Below are 19,158 nucleotides of genomic sequence, written 5' to 3' on the forward strand. Positions count from 1 at the left end.
AAGCAGGAGCAAGCACTGGTGGACTTCATCAATCTCAGCGAATTGAACGTCGAGCGGATCTGGGCCGATGCGGTCAGGCTGATGGACCGGGTGGGCTTTTCAGTTCCCAATCCTTCCACCCTCAAGAAGCTGCAGGGCAAGCTGCCGCTGCGCGGCGGCCGCGTGTGCGTTCCGCCGCAGACAGCCCAGCATTACGCCGACGAGGTGCGGACGCGATTTGGCTCCAAGCCCGAGGAGCTCGTTGTCAAACCCGTCGACAAGCTGAGCCTGTTCAACTCGTACCTCAACACGCACTGGGTCGATCCGGCCGACGGGCAGATCAAGCTGCACTCGACGGCAGACGTGATCCGCCACACCAAACTGGTTCTGGCGCTGGCCGAGGAGGGGACCATTGCACCCAATACCGCCGGCGTGCCGCAGGACGTGCCGCCGGAAATGCGGTTCATCATGGCCCACTACCTTCGGTGCCTTTACCTGCGCCAGCCGGGTCCCTTCGGGCTCATCCACAGCGAGGCCATGATGCGGTACTTCATCGAGATGGACGCGGTGATGGGGTTCCGCCCTGCTGTGGGCACCGAGATCATCTCGCCGCTGCAGTTCGCCGGCGATTCGGTCGACCTGGCGCTGGAGTACCACGACAAGGGCGTGCAGGTCTCGTGCGTCGATCCCATCCCGATCATGGGCGTCACCGCGCCTTCAGACTGGCACATGGCCTGGGCGCAGACTCTTGCCGAGAACATCGGAGCCTACACGATCTTCCGCGAGTGCGGCGTTGAGAAGATGGGCCCGCCCTCGATCCGCCTGTTCACGCCCAATTGGGCCGCCTCGACCGTCTCCTTCAGCGGCCCGCAGCACGTGCTGGCGCTGATGACGCGCCGCAAGGTGCGCGAGTTCTTCAACATGCCCACGCCCTGGGGCGAACTGCTGCTGGTGAGCTCCAAGGCCCCCGACGCCCAGGCCGCCATCGAGAAGACTGCCGGCTGCATCCTGGCTCGCGTCTTCGGTCTCTGGGGCGTCGAAGGCGCCGGCGGGCTATGGATGGACGAGATCTTCAGCCCCCAGCAGCTCATCATCGACATCGAGGCCAAGCACTTTGCCGAGGGCGTCCGTGCCGATGTGAGCCCGCGAGAGGGCGACGTGGTAGCCGTCGTCGAGGAAGGCCTCCGCAGCGGCGGGTTCCTCCAGGCCGACATGACGCTGGAAAACTTCCGTGACTTCGTCTGGAACGCGGCCGTCTCCGACCAGCGCCCCCGCGGAAGCTGGACCGGCGACCACACCACGCTGCTGAAGAAAGCCACCGCCATCGCCGCGGACAAGCCCTCCCAGTACACCTATGAAATGACCGACACTCGCCGCGAAGGGCTTGACCGGATCATCGCCAAGGCGAGAAAAGAGTTTGGAGCATGATCCTACTTCTCAGCCCGAGAGGTCGTTGACGCCGGTGCCGTGCCGCCGACGGCATAGCAGGCGAGCTGGCCCGACCCGTCCTTGATGAGCAGGCATCCTTCGCCGAGGGCGACGTGGGAGTAGCAGTGGCCTCTGCTGTTGGCGATAGGATTCTCCAATGCGGCCAGTTCCTTGTATTTGTCGGGCGAGTTTCGCGCCGACTCCACCAGCAGCAGTCGCCGGTCGCCCCAGGCGATGAGCTTGTTGTCGCCGGTGACCAGTACCGATCCGGTCTCGCCGCCCATGGACCCTCCCTCCCACTTAAGAGCTCCCGTGGCCCAGTCCATGCAGTAAAGCTTTCTGCTAACGTCATAGACGTAGCCGTCGTGGGCGACAGGACTGCACACGTAGCTCTGGCGCACACCTTGCCACTGGCGGACGATCCCGCCGGGGGCTATTTTGAGGAAGGTGGACTTCTTGCCCGAAGCGTACTGGGCCGTCCCGGTTATGAGCACGGTGTCACCCAAAACGCAAGGCGTGGGTATGTTCACGTTGAATGGCATGGCCCACTGGAGAAAGGCGACATTTTGCCCTTCGTGCCCGGAGTCGGCCCGCATCACGCGCAGCCCCTCCAGCGTGAAGCTGACGACGCAGGCAATGCCCTCGATCTCCATCATCACCGGACCGCAACTGTGGCCGGCCTGGCTCTTGTCCTGTGATGCCCAAACCCTGCGCCCGGTGCGCTTGTCGAAGGCCATGATATTGCCTTCCCGTGTGCTGCCAACCTCCATGATTGCCCAATCTTTGTAGATAAGGACATTCCCCGTGTAGCCGTAGTCCCTGCCGGGGTCTTGCCTGGCACTGCTGTGCCGGGCCGTGACTTTGTAAGCGTCGTACAGGTTGATATGCCAGACCTTCCTGGCTTGGTTATCGGCAGTATCCCAGCAGTACAAGTCGCCGTCGTTGCCCCGCGTGTAGAGGTATCCGGTGTCCTTATCAAATGTGGGCGTGCAGGTAGGTCCTTCGGGGGATTCCCCCTTCTGAAACCGCCCGTCGCGTCTGGCCTTGTATTCCTGTTTCCAGATCGTTTTGCCGCTCTTGGCGTCCAGGCACCGCACGACATCCCCCTGCCCGCCCCAGCCCATGACATAGACTCTGCCACCGACGATAATGGGCGATCCGCCCAGACCAGCACCCACCGACATCTGCCATCTTTTGCGGATGTTCCATTTTGTGCCGTCCCATCCGGAGGGGGCAGTGGTCACGCCATTACGCGCGGGGCCGCGCCACTGAGGCCAGGATTGAGCTTGAATTGCGCTTGTCGCCAGGATGACGCCGAGCAGAAATACTACGGTTCGCATCCTCATGATTACAGGCCTCTTTCACGCTCATGCGCATCGCCATTGAGATCCTGCGCACCTGCACAGGCGACTGTGGCGAAGATCGGGCAGCGGCGATTGAACTGTCGCTCGAAATCATCCACCACCTTCTCGCATACCGCATCGGCGGCGGCAGCGTCGGCCAGAATGATCGCGCAGCCGCCGAAGCCTCCGCCGGTCATTCTTGCCCCGTACACGCCGGAGCACTTGGCGGCTGAGGCTACGATGGTGTCGAGTTCTTCGCAGCTTACGTCGTAGTCGCCGGCCAGCGACTCGTGTGAGGCGTACATCAGTCTACCGAAGGTGGTGTAGTCGCCGGCCTTGAGGGCGGCGACGGCGTCAACGGTGCGGGCGATCTCGCCGACGGCGTGGCGGGCGCGGCGGAGTTCTTTGCCTTGGAGCGTGCCGGCGGCCGCGGCTTCTTCGATCTGCGCCGGCGTCACGTCGCGGAGCATTTTGACGCCGAGCTTTGCAGCCGCGGCGTAGCACTGGTCGCGGCGGGCGGCGTATCCGCCGTCGGAGAGTTCGTGCTTGACCTGCGTGTCGGCCACCAGCAACACCTTGGTCGGGTCGTCGAAGGGCACCTGCTCGACGGCGCCGCTGCGGCAGTCCAGCAGCAGGGCGTGTCCGGCGCGGCCCATGATGGCGATGGACTGGTCCATGATCCCGCATGGCGTGCCGGCAAAATCGTGCTCGGCCTTCTGGCATAGCAAGGCCAGCGTCCGGTCTCCCATCTTCCCACCGGCGGCGGCCAGCAGCGCAAGCGCGGTAGCCACCTCCAGCGAGGCCGACGACGACAGCCCGCCGCCCAGCGGCACGTCGCTGTCGAAGAACAGATCCGCCCCGCCGAGCTTGACGCCCGCGGCCAGCAAGCCGGCGATCACGCCGCGCGGATAGTTTGCCCATGCCGGATCGCCCTTGCGAACGTTGGACAATTCGACAACGGCAGGGTGGTCGCTCTGCGTCGAGGCCAATCGGATCGTCGATCCCTCTCTGGGCGCCCATGCCGCCAGCGTGCTGCGGTTGATGGCGATGGGCAGGACGAACCCGTCGTTGTAGTCTGTATGTTCGCCGATGAGGTTCACCCGCCCCGGCGCGCGGACGACGCCTGCCGGCGGGCGGCCGTACTGTTCTTCAAACCGTTGCTGCAATGCATGTACGTCTGTGCTCATAGTCGCAGGAGCGTACAAGCCTCCGCTGCGCGTGTCAACTCGCACGGGAATCGTCCGAAGATGTCTGGTACGACTGTCTGCGGCGGCTACGGCCGAGTCTGGAGTTGATAGCTGTGGGCCTCGCGGGCGGCGCCGGCGGAGTCATTGCCGGACTGAACGTATTGCACATGCACTTGCGAGGGCATGACTTTCACTCGCAGGTATCCGGAGCTGGGTTTGATCACGCCTTTTGCATAACCGTATCTGGCGCCGTTGGCGGTGCGACCGACGGGGCAGGCGGGCTGGGGGACCAGTTGGTAAACTATGCCATCGAGGTCCTGCTTGGCGTAGAAGTGGTCGTGGCCGTGGAAGAAGATCGTCACGTGGTTCTTGACCAGCAAGTCGTGAATGGGCATGGGCCAGCCGGGGCGGTTCTTCTCAAAGCCGCGCGTGCCGTCGGGGTTGGCGCCGCCCCACTCATACAAGCCCGCGGCCTCGCCGCCGCCGCGCCCGGCCTCGTCGGCTCCGCCAACGAGTTGGTGGCAGAAGACGAACTTCCATTTCGCTTTGCTGCTTTCCAGCGTGCTCTTGAGCCAATCGTACTGCTCGCGCCCCAGCGTGGCTCAACCCCGAGCCCTGCCGCGTGACGTTGGACCTGGTCAGCGATGGGCCGTTAGCGGGCGACTGGTTCACCCCCGCGCCGCACCAGTCGCGGCCGTAGTTGCTTGCGAACCACCAGAACATAGTGCCCAAAGCCGTTGCGCTGGCTCATGATCGCGAGACCTCAAGGGTCGCGTTGCGGGTCTTTCTGGGGGTCGCTCTTGACATGCAGCGTTTGCGTGGGGAAGGCGAACTCGATGCCTTCGTCGTTGTAGCGGCGCAGCAGTTCCATGTTGAAGTCGTGGTTGAATTCGAGGTACTGCCACCAGTCCGGCGGGGTGAACCAGTACAGCACGATGATGTTCAGGCTGGTTGCGTTGAACTCGTTGAAGTACGCCCGCGGCGGAAGGTCCGGCGGGAAACTGTCGCTGCGCCGCTGGAGCATCTCGCGGAGGATCTCCACCGCCCGCTGCACTTTCTGCGGCGGCGTGTCGTAGGGGATCGTGACGTTCAACAACCGCCGGATCGACCGGCGGCTGCCGATGTTCTCCACCGGCTCGCTGGCGACCAGCGAGTTGGGCACGGTCACGAGGTTGCCCTCCAGCGTTCGGATGCGGGTCGAGCGAAAGCCCACTTCCTCGACCGTTCCGTCATAGCCCTTAATGACGATGCGATGGCCCAGGGAGAAGGGGCGGTCGGTGAAGATCGTGACCGACCCGAAAAAGTTGGCCAGCATGTCTTTGGCCGCCAGGGCGAAGGCCAAGCCGCCCACGCCCAGCCCGGCCAGCAGCGGGCCGATCTCCAGTTCAAAGATATTCTGGGCGATAAAGATGACGGCGACGATGATGACGAACACCCGCAGGGCCTTGCGGATCAGCGGGACGATCTGCACGTCGAGCATCGTTTCGCTGCGGGAGGCGTGCCTGTGCAGCACGTACGCGACGATGTCGACGAGGCTAAAGACGATCCACGAGACGCCGATGGCCGCTATGGCGGCGCAGGTATGGTTCCAGAACGGTCGCAGCGACGCGAGCGTCTCGGCCGGGCCTGTCGCGGTGAGGGTGGGGCGCACCCACGTCAGGATCATGAACTGCCCCGCCAGGTACAGCCCGCCGGCCAGCGTCAGCATCACCGCCGGGCGCGCCACGCTCGTCAGCAGCATCCCCAGCAGGTGCAGCCGCCCACCGCTCAACCATCGCCCGTGGCGGGTCAGCACCACCGAGACGATCTTGCCGACGACCAGGCTCAGCAAAATCATCCCCAGCAGCATCGCCCAACGCCACAGCTCATTGCCCAGAAATTGGTAATGCAAATCCAGTTGCTCCTATTGGCCCGGCCTTAGACTATAATCGCTGCGGGAGGGCCTGTCATCGTCAAGTGTCTATTTATATGCTCAGTTACGCAGAGGCCATGTATCCCTGCCATCGCAAGTATTTATAAAGCCACACAACGGCTTTGATAAATACTTGGTGCCTCCGCCGCGGCTTTCCCTGTGACTGAGGTATCCCTGGGCTTACCACGGGCAAGATGCCCCTGGAACTCACGGGCGGGACGCCCGTGCTACGGGGCGAAAAGTTCGATCTTGACGGTCCCGCCCATCAACCGGTATCATACGGTTGATACCTAGCTCAAAGGGGCCGTCGGCAATGTCGCCGCCGGCGCCGATGAGACTTGATGTGGCGGCCGAGGTTGAAGTTTTCTTTGTGCCGGCCGTCCGACAGCGGCGCCCGTCCCTCAGGGAAGGCGTTGGCGGCATCGCCCCGCAAGGGGACCCTGAAAGCTGTATAAAAGGATGTCGCTGCGTGGGGCGTCGATCATCGTCCGCAGCGGTCACGGGGCCGGCGGGCGGGGCCTTCGGGCCATAAACTTTCGCATGAGCAATCCTGGCGTGGTTTTACGAATGGGTTCCAACATGAGCGGTAAGCCGACACTGTGGCAGCGGGGTGTTCGTCCCGGGCCTGAATCGGCCGATTTGCGGCGGCGAGAGCTTCGCCGGGCGCTGCTCTAGAAGACCCTGCCGGATCAAACGCGAAAATCGCTGTCGGATCGGGGACTGCACTGGCCTCGGCGCGCTGCCTTGACTTGAAAGGGACGCGCCCATGATTGAATCGACCCCTCCCACCCTGGCCATGCTGGCCGATACCGCGGCGCCCATGGTCGTCGCGCTGGCGTTCGCTGCCGCCATCCTATCGGTCATCATCACCGCCATCATCATGAAGATCATCGAGCGGGCCCGCCACGCCGGGCAGATGGCCGAGTTTGACGCCATCCGAAAAGCCGCCGAAGCCAAAGCCCAGGAGATCATCGCCAAAGCCGAGGCCACCGCCAAGACCCAGTCGCTCCAGCGCCGCGAAGAGTTTGACGCCGAAACCGAGGCCACCCGCCGCCAGCTCCGCGAAGAGGAAAAACGCCTCGCCAAACGCGAAGACACGCTCGACCAGAAGCTCGAAACCGTCAACACCAAGGAACGCATGCTCGAGACCAGCCAGAAGGCCCTGGTCGAACGCGAGCAGGCCTTGACCAAAAAGGACCGACAGCTCAACGAGCTCATCGCCCAGCAGCGCACGCAACTGATGAAGGTCGCCCAGATGTCCAAGGAAGAGGCCCAGCGCCACGTCCTGGAACAGGTCGCCAAGGAAATGGAGACCGAGTCGGCCCAGCTCATCCAGCAGCGCCTCGACGCCGCCAAAGAGACCGCCGAGGAACAGGCCCGCGAAATCCTCATCACCGCCATCCAGCGATACGCCGCCGACCACACCGCCGAGGCCACCGTCTCGACGGTTACCATCCCCTCCGACGACATGAAGGGACGCGTCATCGGCCGTGAAGGCCGCAACATCCGCGCCTTCGAAAACGCCACCGGCGTCGACGTCATCGTTGACGACACGCCCGGGGCGGTGGTGGTGTCGGCGTTCGACCCCGTGCGGCGCGAGATCGCACGCAAGGCCCTGGAGAAACTCATCGTCGACGGACGCATCCACCCCGCCCGCATTGAGGAAGTCGTCGCCGCCACCGATAAGGAAGTGCGGAAACTCATCGTCGAGCGCGGCAAGGCCGCCGTCGTCGAGGCCAAGGTCCGCGGGCTGCATAACAAGCTCGTCGAGCTGCTCGGGCGCCTGAGCTACCGTACCAGCTACGGGCAGAATGTCCTGCAGCACTCGATGGAAGTGGCGTATCTGGCCGGAATGATCGCCGAGGACCTCGGCCTCAATGGCACCATCGCCCGCCGCGCCGGACTGCTCCACGATATCGGCAAGGCCGTCGATCACGAGGTCGAGGGCGGACACCCGCAGATCGGCGCCGACCTGCTTAAACGATACGGCGAGAAAGACGAAATCGTCAATGCCTCGGCCGCCCACCACGGCGATACGGCCGTCGAGAGCTACTACACCCCGATCGTGGCGGCCGCCGACGCCATCAGCGCCTCACGCCCCGGTGCCCGGCGCGAGATGCTCGAGCGATACGTGCAGCGTCTCCAGAAGCTCGAAGAGATCGCCACGGCGTTCGAAGGCGTCAAGCAGGCCTACGCCATCCAGGCCGGTCGCGAGGTGCGCGTGATGGTCGATGCCGAAAACGTCGACGACCGCCTCTCGAGCAAGATCGCCCGCGACATCGCCCGCCGGATCGAGGAAGAGATGGAATACCCCGGCGAAGTTCGCATCACCCTGGTGCGTGAAGTGCGTTGCGTGGAGTACGCCAGGTAGAGCAGTAATCAGTAAGCCGGAATCAGGAACCACCGTAATCGAAAGACGCCTCACAGCAAGCGTGCTGTGAGGCATCTTTTTTCTGTATGACCCTTATCGCCGGGCGACGTAGACGGCACCGCATACCACCAGAACCGGGGCGCTGGCGATGAGCATGCCTTTGGTCACGCCGGTCATGCAGTCTGCCAAGGCGAGGATGGCGCCGGTGAGAAACACCGCCGCCGCCAGGATCGCTGCCGCCAGAACGATTGTGTCAAGCTTGCGAGGGTTGGGCATTGTCGTCGCCTCCGACGAGCGTGGGATTGTGGCTTGACCCTATCACCAGGCAGACGATCTGGATGATCGGGAAGGTTCCCCAGAACACGATGTCGGAGATCGATTCGCTCCAGACAATCTTGCCCGGGTCGAACGCTTCGAGCAGGATCGTGCCCACCAGGTACCACAGGCAGCCGATGATGTTGAGCTTGAGCCCCCACCGTGCGGGCAGATACACGCCGATCAGGGCGATCCAGAATATCAGCCCGCTGCTGAGATTCAGCGCCGCTCCGCCGAACCGCTGGCCTTGGGAAGGATATAGCATCTCCGTCAGGGCGTTGTTCCACTTGATGCTGCCCAGCGCTCCGGCCACCGCCAGCACCGTGGCCATGATCGCCAACATCACCAGACCGACCTTGCGCAACTTGGCCAGTCGTTCCGCGCGTGTCTGCGTCGGGCGCCCCAGGCCGTCTCGATAATTCTGGGCAGAATAAACCACAGGAGCAGGAGGAGGAATCGAACCGGGATTGTTCGCGCTCATCGGTATCTCCTTTGGCCAGGCTATGGAGGAGGCACTTGCTCTCCCCGTTGTCACAAAGCATACCCGCCGCCGAGGCGGGGGGCAAAGGAATTAGAATTGGCAAAGGACGCCTCACAACAAGCCTGCTGTGAGGCGTCCGGTCTGTTTACCTGCTTCTCCGCGGTCTGTGCGATCTCTGCGTCGAGACCGCTTCGACGAACCCCTCTCAATGCAGTTTCGCGATGCTGGCGAACTGGTCCTTCAGCGCCGGGTACAGGGCGGCGTATTGCGTGTAGAGCTTGGCGTACAGCGCCTTGCTCTTGGCGTTGGGCTTGACGGTGCGGGTGACTTTGATGCCCGCGGTGCAGGCCTGGCGGATGTCCTTGAACGCGCCGCCGCCGACCGATGCCAGCAAGGCGGCCCCGTAGGCCGGACCTTCGTGGCAGTTGATCGTCGCGCAGGGGGCGCCGTAGATGTCGGCCTGGAGTTGGCGCCAGAACTCGCTGCGGGCGCCGCCGCCGGACAGACGCACCTGGCTGATCGTGCCGACCTGCTTGCGCAGCAGCGTCACCGCGTCGTTCATGGCAAAGGTCACGCCCTCGAGCACCGAACGCACCAGTTCGCTGCGCGTCGTGCGGCTGTGGATGCCGATCCAGCACGCCTTGGCGTTGGGGTCGCCGTGGGGCGTCCGCTCGCCGGTCAGATACGGCAGGAAGAACAGCCCCTCGCAGCCCGCCGGAGCCTGCTTTGCCTGGGCGGTCAGCAGTTCGTAGGGATCCAAGCCTTGCTTCTTTGCCTGGGCGATCTCAGACGCCCCCAGCACGTTGCGGAACCACTGATAGCTGCCGCCGGCCGACAGAATACAGCCGAACATGCAGTATTCGCCGGCTACCGAGGCGCAGAATGTGCCGACGCGGCTTTCAGGATCGGTGGCATATTCCTTTGCGTGCGTGAAGACCACGCCGCTGGTGCCCATGCTGGCGCTGGTCAGCCCGGCAGTCACCACGCCGTTGCCCACGGCGCCGACAGGCTGGTCGCCGCCACCGCCGGTCACCAGCGTACCCGCAGCCATACCCAGTTCCGCCGCGGCGGCCGCCGTCAGCTTGCCGGTGACTTCATGGCTCTCGACCAGCGGGGGCAGGATGCTGGCGTCGATCTGGAATTTCGAGATGATCTCCTTCGACCAGGCGCGCTTGCGCTGGTCGAGCATGAGCGTTCCGGACATGTCGGAGACGTCGCCGACATACTCGCCGGTCATCTTCAGGCGGATGTAGTCCTTGGGCAGCAGGAAGTGCTTGATGCGGTCGTAGATCTTCGGCTCGTGCTTGCGCACCCACATCAGCTTGGTCAGCGTGAAGGAGGTCTGGGCCTGGTTGCCCACGAGCTTGATGAGGTTCTTCTTGCCGCCGACGGCCGCTTCGATCTCGCCGGCCTCGACTGCCGTGCGCTGGTCGTTCCAGATCAGGCTGGGGCGCAGCACCTTGCCGGCCGCGTCGGTAATCACCAGCCCGTGCATCTGACCGGAGAACCCGATCGCCGCGATGGACTTGGCATCGATCTTGGCCTTCTTGATGACGACCCGCACTGACGCGACAGTCGAGTCCCACCATTGCTCGGGCTTCTGTTCGCTCCATCCGGGCTTGGGGGCGTAAATAGGGTGCTCAGCCGTGGCCGTGGCGAGTACCTTGGCCCGCGCGTCCATGATCAGCGACTTGGTTCCGCTGGTGCCCACGTCGATACCGAGGAAGTATTGCATTTGTATTTTTCTGCCTTTCGGGATTAGTGCCTTGAACGGCTTTATCTATCATTTTCGTTGCGGCGCTTCAAGAACCAACCCATTTCAGTTTCGGGCGAATCTCAACGGAATTGCGACACAGGGGCGCAGAGGTTCAGAGGAAGACAGGGAAGGACTCTTTCCTCAGCGTCCTGAGCGAGCTCTGCGGCTGAGTCAAAAAGGAGATTCGCATGGTCCGTCTAAGAGAGTATTCCCATCTCTGTGCCTGTCGCTGGAACCTTTGGTCTTAGTTTGAAAAGCAATATATATGTTTGAAAAACGAGCCTGTTGGTTGCTTTTGAGGGTTTTTACCCACGTTTTAGGCCATGGAAAGGCTCAATTTTTGTTGAATTCGGCCTCAAGCTTGACTTTGCCCCTTTCAGGAAGTATGATGCGTCGAAATATGCTGACTACAACCTCCAATAAGCGCCAAGGGACCAAAAAGGGGCCGAAGGCATCGTCGGGGCCGGCAAAGAAGGCTCTGCGGACGTACGAATCCGCATTGAAATACCTTTTTTCGCAGACGGACTACGAGCAGATGCGCCGGGTGCGGTACAACGCCGATACCTTCAACCTCAACCGGATGCGGAACCTTCTCAAGGCCGTGGGCGACCCGCACCGCGATCTGCAGTGTGTGCATATCGCCGGCACCAAGGGCAAAGGCTCCACCGCCACGATGTTGGCGCACATGCTGGCCTCGTGCGACCATAAGGTCGGACTCTACACCTCGCCGCACATCGTCGACATCCGCGAACGCATCCGCGTCAACGGCGACATGATCTCGCGAGCCGACCTGACCAGCCTGATCTGCCGCTTCGAGCCGGTCATCGAGAAGATGGACGATAAACCGACCTTCTTCGAAATCTTCACTGCCATGGCGTTCATGCACTTTGCTGCCCAGAAGGTCGCCGTGGCCGTCGTCGAGACCGGCCTGGGCGGGCGGCTGGACAGCACCAACGTGCTCAAGCCCGCGGTCTGCGGCATCACCAGCATCTCATACGACCACATGGACCAGCTCGGTAATACGCTGGCCGCCATCGCCACGGAAAAGGCCGGCATCTTCAAGCGAGGCACGGTGGCAATCTCCGTCCCGCAGGTGCCCGAGGCCAAGCGCGCCCTCAAGCGGGCGGCTAAAGAAGGCAACATCCCGCTGGTCTTCACCGGCGACGAGATCGAGTTCTCCTACCGCGTCGAGTCCTCGCGCACGGCGGGCTGCCAGACCCGCGTCTGCCTCACCACTCCGCGCAGCCGCTTCGAGCACCTCACCGTGCCGTTGCTGGGCGAGCACCAGGCCGTCAACTGCGGTCTGGCCTTGGCGCTGCTGGACCAGCTCAAAGCCTCCGGAATGAAAATTGAAGACGCCAAGGCGGTCTCCGGTCTGGCCGACGTGTACGTGCCGGGGCGCATGGAGCAGATTTCCACCGATCCGCACATTCTCGTCGACGGCGCGCACAACGCCGCGAGCATCTCGGCCCTGATGCGCGCCATCGGGCAGCACATCCCGTACGACTCGATGGTGATGATCTTCGGATGCGCCGCTGACAAAGACATCGCCGGCATGATCGCCCAGGTCGCCACCGGGGCCGACAAGGTCATCTTCACCCGCGCCCGCGAAAACGCCCGCGCCGCCTTGCCCGAAGATCTGGCCGAAAAATACGCTGCCTGCACCGGCCGCGAGGCCCAGATCGCCCAGACACTCTCGACTGCCCTGGAGATCGCCTCCAGCGCCGTCACCCGCGAAGATCTGATCTGCGTCTGCGGGTCGTTCTATCTCGTCGGCGAAGCCAAACGCCTGCTCAAGAACTAGATGTCGGTCAAGATGCCCGCGCCGTGGCGCGGGCTGCCTTTCGCCACATGTGCAGGGGCGTGCTCTGGGAGCGGTTGAAGGTGCGGCGCAAGTGCAGAGCACAACTGAAACCTGTCTCTCGGGCAATCCGCGCCAGGGACTTGTTCGTGGTGTCCAGCAGAATTCTCGCCTGCGTGAGGCGCGCCTCGCTGATCTCCCTCGCCACCGGTCGACCGAGGTGCTTGATAAAGTACATGTCCAGCGAACGCCGCGAGAGCCCGACGGCTGCGGCCACCTCGTCGCTGGTCAGGGCGCTGTCGGCAAGGTGGTCCCAGACGTATCGCAGGGCCCGGGCCGTCGGCAGGTGCGGCACGGCGATGATGTTGCTGCTCTGACGGACGCTGATGCCCGGCGGCGGGATCAGCACGTGCTGGCGGGGGATGTGCCGCCCGCTCATCCGCTCGTCCAGCAGTTCGGCCGCCCGGTAGCCCTGCCGGTAGCCGTCCACGCGCACGCTCGACAGCGGAACGGGCGTGGCGCGGCAGATCTCCAGGCAGTCCCCCACGCCGATCAGCGCCACCTCTTCGGGCACCGCCAGCCCCGCTTCCATGCATGCATCGAGGGCGTCGACGGCAGTCCAGTCGCTGTCCAGCAGCAGCCCCAGCGGCTTGGGCAGGGCAGACAACTCCCTCGCCAGCCAGTGCCGAAACGCGCGCGAGCTGTACCCGTGGCGAGCGGTGCCGCTGGCGGGCCAGTCCAGCAGGTGGAACTGCTTGCCGGCCTGCCGGGCGGCCTTCTCGAATCCCGCCCGCTGTTGGTTGACCCACAGGAAGTCGCCCACGTAGCAGTACGCCAGGTGCGTGAAACGCTCTTGGACAAAATGCTCGGCGGCCAGATGCCCGACGGCGCCGTCGTCGGGGGCGACCATGATGCCGCCCTTGAGGTGCGGTCCCAGGCCGATCACGGGCAGCCGGGTGCTGATCCACGGGCGATTGTCGCTGTTGACTGATCTAACGATGATCCCGGCGACCGACCAGAACTCGGCGGTCTGTCGGGGCTGGTCCTTGGGCGGCTCGCCGAGGATGACGACCCATCCGGCCTTCTGGGCATAGTCGCAGACGCCACGGCGGACGTCGTCGCGGTCGTTTCCGGCCAGCAGGATGCGCTGGATGTTGCGAGGGGCGGATTTCATGGCTGCCGATGCTTGCTATAGATGATACATCGGTGTTCCATATGTGATTCTTTACCAGAAAGAAGGATGTCATACAATAGGGACCCGTGCAGTTCAAAGTAAGGAATGGTCAGAGCCGATTGTGGCTCTCCTATAGAGAGGACTTCGACATGAAGCGTTCTGCAATGATGGCAGTGGTGGCAGCGGGTATTCTTGCACTGGCCGGAGCGGCCTCGGCGGCCGTTAGCACGGTGGCTCAATTCCATATGGGCGAAGACGGCGACACTCCCCTTACGGCACTGAAAGATGCGATGGGCGGTCCCAACGCCGTGCGGGAGATCGGCACTACCTTCTCCATCGTGGAGGGCGACACCGGCGCCATGGGCAGCACGAAGTATCTCGATACTGAAAAATCCCTTTGGTATGTGAACCCCGGCATTGGCACTGGTGTTCTTGGGACGACCAACTGGGGCATGGACGTCTGGCTGAAGATGCCCACGCTTGCAGCCGCAAACGCCAAGGCGGACGCGGGGCGTCCCACCAGCAATATCATGTCGAACGGCAGCTTGAACAACAGCATGGGCATGCAACGAGTTTCTACCGACAATTTTATGTGGTCCATGGCGGGAGTCGGGGCCCAGACGGTCTCCGTCGACAACAGCCTGTTCGACACCTGGGTGCATGCGGCATTCGTGTACAACGGCAACAACAACATGCAACTCTACATTAACGGTCAACCGCTCGCGACGTTGAGTCGAAATGCAAACTATGTGACCGGCCGCCAGTCCTACCTGTTCATCGGCACCGTGAGCAATAACACTGCGGGCAACCAGTGGATGGGCGGCATGGACGAACTGCGCGTCTTCACGTTCGACCAGGGCAACTTCAATATCTCCGACATCTACAGCCCCATCCCAGAGCCAGCCACGATGAGCCTGCTGGTTGTGGGCGGCGTGGCGGCGCTGATTCGACGTCGGAGATCGTGAGCGCGTCGAATGGCAATAGGCGGTAATTGGCCATCGGTAATCAGTACTGGGTGCAGCCTCAACGGGCGGCCGTCGGAAACGACGCGCCGCCCGTTGTTATTGTTGTGTCGTGAATTTGTGCCACATGATGGTGCCGCAGTAGTCTTGCCAAAAATATACCACTGTATTTCCAGATAACGTCCTTGATTTTCCTGGACAACGCATTACAATAGTGGCTGTCCATGAAGGATCACGGCCGCCTATTTGGCCGCGATTGGACGCCCCCTTCTTTAAAACGAGCATAGAGGTAGCCGACATGCTTCCGCGATTGAGTCGTGGCGCTGCGGCAATACAAAGGAGAAGATGATGAGGCAATTCCATGTGGCAATGGCACTGGTTCTGGCGGTGAGCCTGGCCGGTACGGTCCAGGCGGCGACGATCAGCTATGTCGGCGCCGACGTCGACGGAACCAAAGGCGCCTGGCGGACGACGAGCGTCGCCAAGCCGTTGGATCTCGACAGCGACAACGTCTACGGCACGGCCGGGTACTTGATGCCCATCTTCGACTATCACACCGGGACGATGCCGGCAAAGGCCTATAACAACACGTCCAGCGAGCCGTACCGGCTGAACCCCTCCGTGGCGACCCTGGAATGGGCACACACCGACTGGGGCGGCGTCTTTGGCGACTTCAACGACGGGCAATGGTACAACCCTATGGACAACCCCGTGGAAGAGGGAACCTTCGGCTACGGCGGCATGTGGAGCGCCAACGGGTTCTCCAACGACTTCGTGCGCATTACGCTGACCAGTGCGGCGACGTTCCGTCTGGGCGTGTGGATTGACGGGCAGAACCAGGGTGAATTTGCCGCGGATTTGACCGTCAAGACTTCTGACGGCGCGATTGCCGATACCGTCGCTCCGACCGCCGCCAATGCACAGATCGACTGGTACTTCTGGGACATCACCGGTGCAGCCGGCGACGTATTCATAGTCGCGGCCGCCAATTCCGGTGCCTATGTGGATATCGGCGGCGTCACGGTCGACATCATCCCCGAGCCGGCGACGGTGAGCCTGCTGGTTGTGGGCGGCCTAACGGCCCTGTTGAAGCGCAGGCGCATCTCCTGAGTGCAAACTTTCGGCGTCGGGCATGAACTTGCCTGACGGTCTCGCTGAAAATACCAAGGCGGCAGGAGCGTTTGTTCCTGCCGCCTTTTCCATTTACCCGCCGGTCCGGCGTCGGCGGGCCAACAGGGTCATGCAGCCGCATAGCAGCAGGCTCAACGTCAGCGGTTCAGGCACCGCTCCAGACTCGCTGAAATGGTCCAGTACCGCCCAGACGGCATGGAGCATATCGCATCGGGCGCGTATCCCAATGGGTCGCGAACAGGAATTTTCCCGAAACAATTCGGCCGCCCGAACAGAAGGCATATGTATAATCTCCTGGGCGCCACTCTGTCATTCGGATGGCAAGAGTGGTAAGAGATTCCAATAACGTCGAACACTTTTTCGCCGTCGGCGTATGACTATATGCGGGTTGCGGCGCTTGACTCGCTTGCGGAAAAAGACTATAATTCCGCGGTAAGATGAGCTTGGCGAATCGATGAGGTTTGCTTGGCTGCGGTCGCGTCTGCGGCCGTTGAAAATATTTTTTCAAAAATCCGATGCAGGGTATTGCGTGGGGGAATAGAACAGGTACAATGCGTCGCTCTTGATGAGTTCGACTTGGCGATAGGCCAGTCGAGAATGATCCTTGAAAAGTAAACAGTGATAGTGCCGTCACGAGGATGTGACCCGCAGGCCCAAGCCGTCACGGTTTGGACAGGCGGGACACAAGATGATGAACGGCCGCTCCACTTGCGAGCGGGCGGCCGGCTCAGAATCCTCCGTGACAGCAAGCCTAACTTGTTAGGCAACCAGTTGAGGATTTTGAGTTTTGTCTGGTCGAGGCCTTCGGGTCGAGACCGGCCAGGTGGGTCGCCCCAAAATAGACCCACCAAACCAGAGTCAAACAATCCTGGTCCGGTTCGCCGGACCTTGATGAACTTCTAACCGAAGAGTTTGATCCTGGCTCAGATCGAACGCTGGCGGCGTGGCTAAAACATGCAAGTCGCACGGGAATGCAATGCTAGTTTACTAGTGCTGCATTTTAGTGGCGAAAGGGCGAGGAATACATGGGTAACGTACCCCGAACATGAGGATAGCTGCGGGAAACCGCAGGTAATACTCAATGAGACCACAGTGTCGCAGGGCACAGCGGTCAAAGGGTGGGGATCCTTCGGGACCTACCGGTTTGGGAGCGGCCCATGTCCTATCAGCTAGTTGGCGAGGTAACGGCTCACCAAGGCGACGACGGGTACCGGGACTGAGAGGTTGACCCGGCGCATCGGGACTGAGACACTGCCCGGACTCCTACGGGAGGCTGCAGTAACGAATATTCCGCAATGGGCGCAAGCCTGACGGAGCGACGCCGCGTGTAGGATGAAGCCCTTCGGGGTGTAAACTACTGTCAGGGACCACCAAGTGAGAAGGGATAATATCCCTTTGAGTTGAGGAGTCCCAGAGGAAGCCACGGCTAACTTCGTGCCAGCAGCCGCGGTAAGACGAAGGTGGCAAGCGTTGTTCGGAATCACTGGGCTTAAAGCGCATGTAGGCGGTCCGTCAAGCGCTGTGTGAAATCCCCCGGCTTAACCGGGGAACTGCATGGCGAACTGTCGGACTTGAGGCAGGTAGGGGTACGCGGAACTCTTGGTGGAGCGGTGGAATGCGTAGATATCAAGAGGAACGCCAGAGGCGAAAGCGGCGTACTAGGCCTGTCCTGACGCTGAGATGCGAAAGCCAGGGGAGCAAACGGGATTAGATACCCCGGTAGTCCTGGCCCTAAACGATGTCCACTAGGTCGAAGACACTCTGACGTGCTTTCGGCCGAAACAAAAGCGATAAGTGGACCGCCTGGGGAGTACGGTCGCAAGGCTAAAACTCAAAGGAATTGACGGGGGCTCACACAAGCGGTGGAGCATGTTGCTCAATTCGATGCAACGCGAAGAACCTTATCCTGGGCTTGACATGTACGAATACCAACCTGGAAACAGAATTGGTTGCCCTTCGGGGTGAAGCGTACACAGGTGCTGCATGGCTGTCGTCAGCTCGTGTCGTGAGATGTTGGGTTAAGTCCCGTAACGAGCGAAACCCTTGTCGTTAGTTGCCAGCGCGTAATGGCGGGGACTCTAACGAGACTGCCGGTGTTAAACCGGAGGAAGGTGGGGATGACGTCAAGTCCTCATGGCCTTTATGCCCAGGGCTGCAAACGTGCTACAATGGCGAGTACAAACCGACGCAAGACCGCGAGGTGGAGCAAATCGGAAAAAGCTTGCCCCAGTTCGGATTGGAGTCTGCAACTCGACTCCATGAAGTTGGAATCGCTAGTAATCGTGGATCAGCTATGCCACGGTGAATGTGTTCCTGAGCCTTGTACACACCGCCCGTCAAGTCATGGGAGCTGGTAGTACCCGAAGTCGCCCCGATTCAGGGGTGCCTAAGGTAAGATCGGTGACTGGGACTAAGTCGTAACAAGGTAGCCGTAGGGGAACCTGCGGCTGGATCACCTCCTTTCTAGAGGATATTCTAGATGCCGACCGGCGGAACCCGAAAGGGACAACCTCCGCCACGCAGAGCGATCTGCACCGGCAAAGTGTCAGCACAACCTCGTCCCGAAAGGGGCGACCGCACGGCGACGTGCGATTAAGACGGTCTATCACTGTTACTTATACCAAAACGCTCCGTCCCCACCAGGACGGGGCGTTTTCTTTTGCGCCCACGAACCTTGCTCATGTCAGCGTCGGGCAAAGGAACGCATCACCGCAAGCGGGCGCAGAAAGTTCTCTCTTCAAGAAAAGTCGCACTGCGTCCGCGTGCGGTGTTGCGTCCCCTTTCGCGCATGAACGCAAGAATCGCAAGAAGACGCCCCTGAATCCGCTTGCGGTGAAGCGTTCTTCTCCCTGTAATAACAGCGTGATCATCGGATATCACATCATCCTCACGGGATACGGACACGGGTTACCTAATGACCCGCGCGGGAGTCTCTCGCGCGAACTTCGCGACATCGATTTGTCGAAACTCGGGGAAATCCACTTCGGAAGGAAATCCGGCTCATCCGACTAAAGCGTACTTTGCTTCGTGTAGGGCGTAGATCCGCAACGTGAAGTACTGCTGGTCTCTGTAGCCGTAGGCACGGCGTTGGAGGGTCTTGATCTTGTTGTTGGTTCCTTCCAACGCGGCGGTAGAGATCGGGTGGTCGTACCAAGCCAGAAGCCCGAATCGGTACGCCCGCAGGAGCCGAGAGAACTTCTGGAGCACCAGTATCTTGGAGGCCTCCGCTCGGGCAATCCAATCGCACAGGAAGTTGCGGGCCGTAGCCTTATCCGGCTGCTCCCAGAACTGTCGCAGGTCCTCTTTGAGATAGTACGC

General features: G+C 61.7%; 14 protein-coding genes and 1 rRNA gene. 6 read left to right on the forward strand and 9 right to left on the reverse strand.

Annotated elements, in window-relative coordinates:
* The first annotated feature begins 18 nt into the window (after nucleotides 1–18).
* Nucleotides 19–1,407, forward strand: a complete 1,389-nt coding sequence (locus tag ABFD92_16155; protein ID MEN6506073.1) for a trimethylamine methyltransferase family protein — start codon at nucleotides 19–21, stop codon at nucleotides 1,405–1,407.
* A 2-nt stretch (nucleotides 1,408–1,409) separates the two neighbouring features.
* Here the strand turns inward: ABFD92_16155 and ABFD92_16160 are convergent, their stop codons facing one another.
* From ABFD92_16160 to ABFD92_16175, 4 genes are all read right to left on the reverse strand, one after another.
* Nucleotides 1,410–2,591, reverse strand: a complete 1,182-nt coding sequence (locus tag ABFD92_16160) for a PQQ-binding-like beta-propeller repeat protein (GenBank protein MEN6506074.1) — start codon at nucleotides 2,589–2,591, stop codon at nucleotides 1,410–1,412.
* Between the two features lie 164 nt (nucleotides 2,592–2,755).
* Nucleotides 2,756–3,937: a galactokinase gene (galK, locus tag ABFD92_16165; GenBank protein MEN6506075.1), complete on the reverse strand. Its 1,182-nt coding sequence runs from the start codon at nucleotides 3,935–3,937 to the stop codon at nucleotides 2,756–2,758.
* Between the two features lie 86 nt (nucleotides 3,938–4,023).
* Nucleotides 4,024–4,401, reverse strand: coding sequence for a hypothetical protein (locus ABFD92_16170; GenBank protein ID MEN6506076.1), 378 nt, complete (start codon nucleotides 4,399–4,401; stop codon nucleotides 4,024–4,026).
* Between the two features lie 299 nt (nucleotides 4,402–4,700).
* Nucleotides 4,701–5,828, reverse strand: a complete 1,128-nt coding sequence (locus ABFD92_16175) for a mechanosensitive ion channel family protein (GenBank protein MEN6506077.1) — start codon at nucleotides 5,826–5,828, stop codon at nucleotides 4,701–4,703.
* A gap of 787 nt (nucleotides 5,829–6,615) precedes the next feature.
* Between ABFD92_16175 and rny the strand changes: the two genes are divergently transcribed.
* The gene (rny, locus tag ABFD92_16180) at nucleotides 6,616–8,220 is read left to right on the forward strand and encodes a ribonuclease Y (protein MEN6506078.1); all 1,605 of its coding nucleotides are present in this window, start codon (nucleotides 6,616–6,618) and stop codon (nucleotides 8,218–8,220) included.
* Nucleotides 8,221–8,313: 93 nt separating this feature from the next.
* Here the strand turns inward: rny and ABFD92_16185 are convergent, their stop codons facing one another.
* From ABFD92_16185 to xylB, 3 genes are all read right to left on the reverse strand, one after another.
* Nucleotides 8,314–8,496 (reverse strand): hypothetical protein, encoded by a 183-nt coding sequence (locus ABFD92_16185; GenBank protein MEN6506079.1) that lies wholly within the window; start codon nucleotides 8,494–8,496, stop codon nucleotides 8,314–8,316.
* On the reverse strand, nucleotides 8,474–9,016 hold the full coding sequence (locus ABFD92_16190) for a hypothetical protein (protein ID MEN6506080.1): 543 nt from the start codon (nucleotides 9,014–9,016) through the stop codon (nucleotides 8,474–8,476). The genes ABFD92_16185 and ABFD92_16190 overlap by 23 nt, the downstream gene beginning before the upstream one ends.
* 205 nt (nucleotides 9,017–9,221) lie before the next feature.
* A complete protein-coding gene (gene xylB, locus ABFD92_16195; GenBank protein ID MEN6506081.1) occupies nucleotides 9,222–10,751 on the reverse strand; it encodes a xylulokinase in 1,530 nt (509 codons plus the stop codon).
* 520 nt (nucleotides 10,752–11,271) lie between these two features.
* Here xylB and ABFD92_16200 point away from each other — a divergent pair.
* The gene (locus ABFD92_16200) at nucleotides 11,272–12,576 is read left to right on the forward strand and encodes a folylpolyglutamate synthase/dihydrofolate synthase family protein (protein MEN6506082.1); all 1,305 of its coding nucleotides are present in this window, start codon (nucleotides 11,272–11,274) and stop codon (nucleotides 12,574–12,576) included.
* A 7-nt stretch (nucleotides 12,577–12,583) separates the two neighbouring features.
* Here ABFD92_16200 and ABFD92_16205 read toward each other — a convergent pair whose 3' ends face one another.
* The gene (locus ABFD92_16205; protein ID MEN6506083.1) at nucleotides 12,584–13,747 is read right to left on the reverse strand and encodes a substrate-binding domain-containing protein; all 1,164 of its coding nucleotides are present in this window, start codon (nucleotides 13,745–13,747) and stop codon (nucleotides 12,584–12,586) included.
* Nucleotides 13,748–13,896: 149 nt separating this feature from the next.
* Here ABFD92_16205 and ABFD92_16210 point away from each other — a divergent pair, with 149 nt between their 5' ends.
* The 3 genes from ABFD92_16210 (at nucleotide 13,897) to ABFD92_16220 (ending at nucleotide 18,303) form a co-directional block, all read left to right on the forward strand.
* The gene (locus ABFD92_16210; GenBank protein MEN6506084.1) at nucleotides 13,897–14,712 is read left to right on the forward strand and encodes a LamG-like jellyroll fold domain-containing protein; all 816 of its coding nucleotides are present in this window, start codon (nucleotides 13,897–13,899) and stop codon (nucleotides 14,710–14,712) included.
* A gap of 345 nt (nucleotides 14,713–15,057) precedes the next feature.
* Nucleotides 15,058–15,819, forward strand: coding sequence for a PEP-CTERM sorting domain-containing protein (locus ABFD92_16215; GenBank protein ID MEN6506085.1), 762 nt, complete (start codon nucleotides 15,058–15,060; stop codon nucleotides 15,817–15,819).
* 921 nt (nucleotides 15,820–16,740) lie between these two features.
* Nucleotides 16,741–18,303: ribosomal RNA gene (locus tag ABFD92_16220) — 16S ribosomal RNA — on the forward strand.
* A 537-nt stretch (nucleotides 18,304–18,840) separates the two neighbouring features.
* On the opposite strand, the gene ABFD92_16225 is transcribed toward ABFD92_16220, so the two are convergent.
* The coding region (locus ABFD92_16225) for a transposase (GenBank protein MEN6506086.1) at nucleotides 18,841–19,158 on the reverse strand (318 nt) is incomplete at its 5' end.

This window comes from Planctomycetaceae bacterium (assembly GCA_039680605.1).
GTDB lineage: Bacteria > Planctomycetota > Phycisphaerae > SM23-33 > SM23-33 > JAJFUU01.

Excerpts from the sequence above, each read along its gene's own strand:
- galK (MEN6506075.1), bottom strand. The coding sequence starts at position 3,937 with ATGAGCACAGACGTACATGCATTGCAGCAACGGTTTGAAGAACAGTAC.
- rny (MEN6506078.1), top strand. The coding sequence starts at position 6,616 with ATGATTGAATCGACCCCTCCCACCCTGGCCATGCTGGCCGATACCGCG.
- ABFD92_16215 (MEN6506085.1), top strand. The coding sequence starts at position 15,058 with ATGAGGCAATTCCATGTGGCAATGGCACTGGTTCTGGCGGTGAGCCTG.
- ABFD92_16210 (MEN6506084.1), top strand. The coding sequence starts at position 13,897 with ATGAAGCGTTCTGCAATGATGGCAGTGGTGGCAGCGGGTATTCTTGCA.
- ABFD92_16160 (MEN6506074.1), bottom strand. The coding sequence starts at position 2,591 with ATGTCGGTGGGTGCTGGTCTGGGCGGATCGCCCATTATCGTCGGTGGC.
- xylB (MEN6506081.1), bottom strand. The coding sequence starts at position 10,751 with ATGCAATACTTCCTCGGTATCGACGTGGGCACCAGCGGAACCAAGTCG.
- ABFD92_16205 (MEN6506083.1), bottom strand. The coding sequence starts at position 13,747 with ATGAAATCCGCCCCTCGCAACATCCAGCGCATCCTGCTGGCCGGAAAC.
- ABFD92_16185 (MEN6506079.1), bottom strand. The coding sequence starts at position 8,496 with ATGCCCAACCCTCGCAAGCTTGACACAATCGTTCTGGCGGCAGCGATC.
- ABFD92_16190 (MEN6506080.1), bottom strand. The coding sequence starts at position 9,016 with ATGAGCGCGAACAATCCCGGTTCGATTCCTCCTCCTGCTCCTGTGGTT.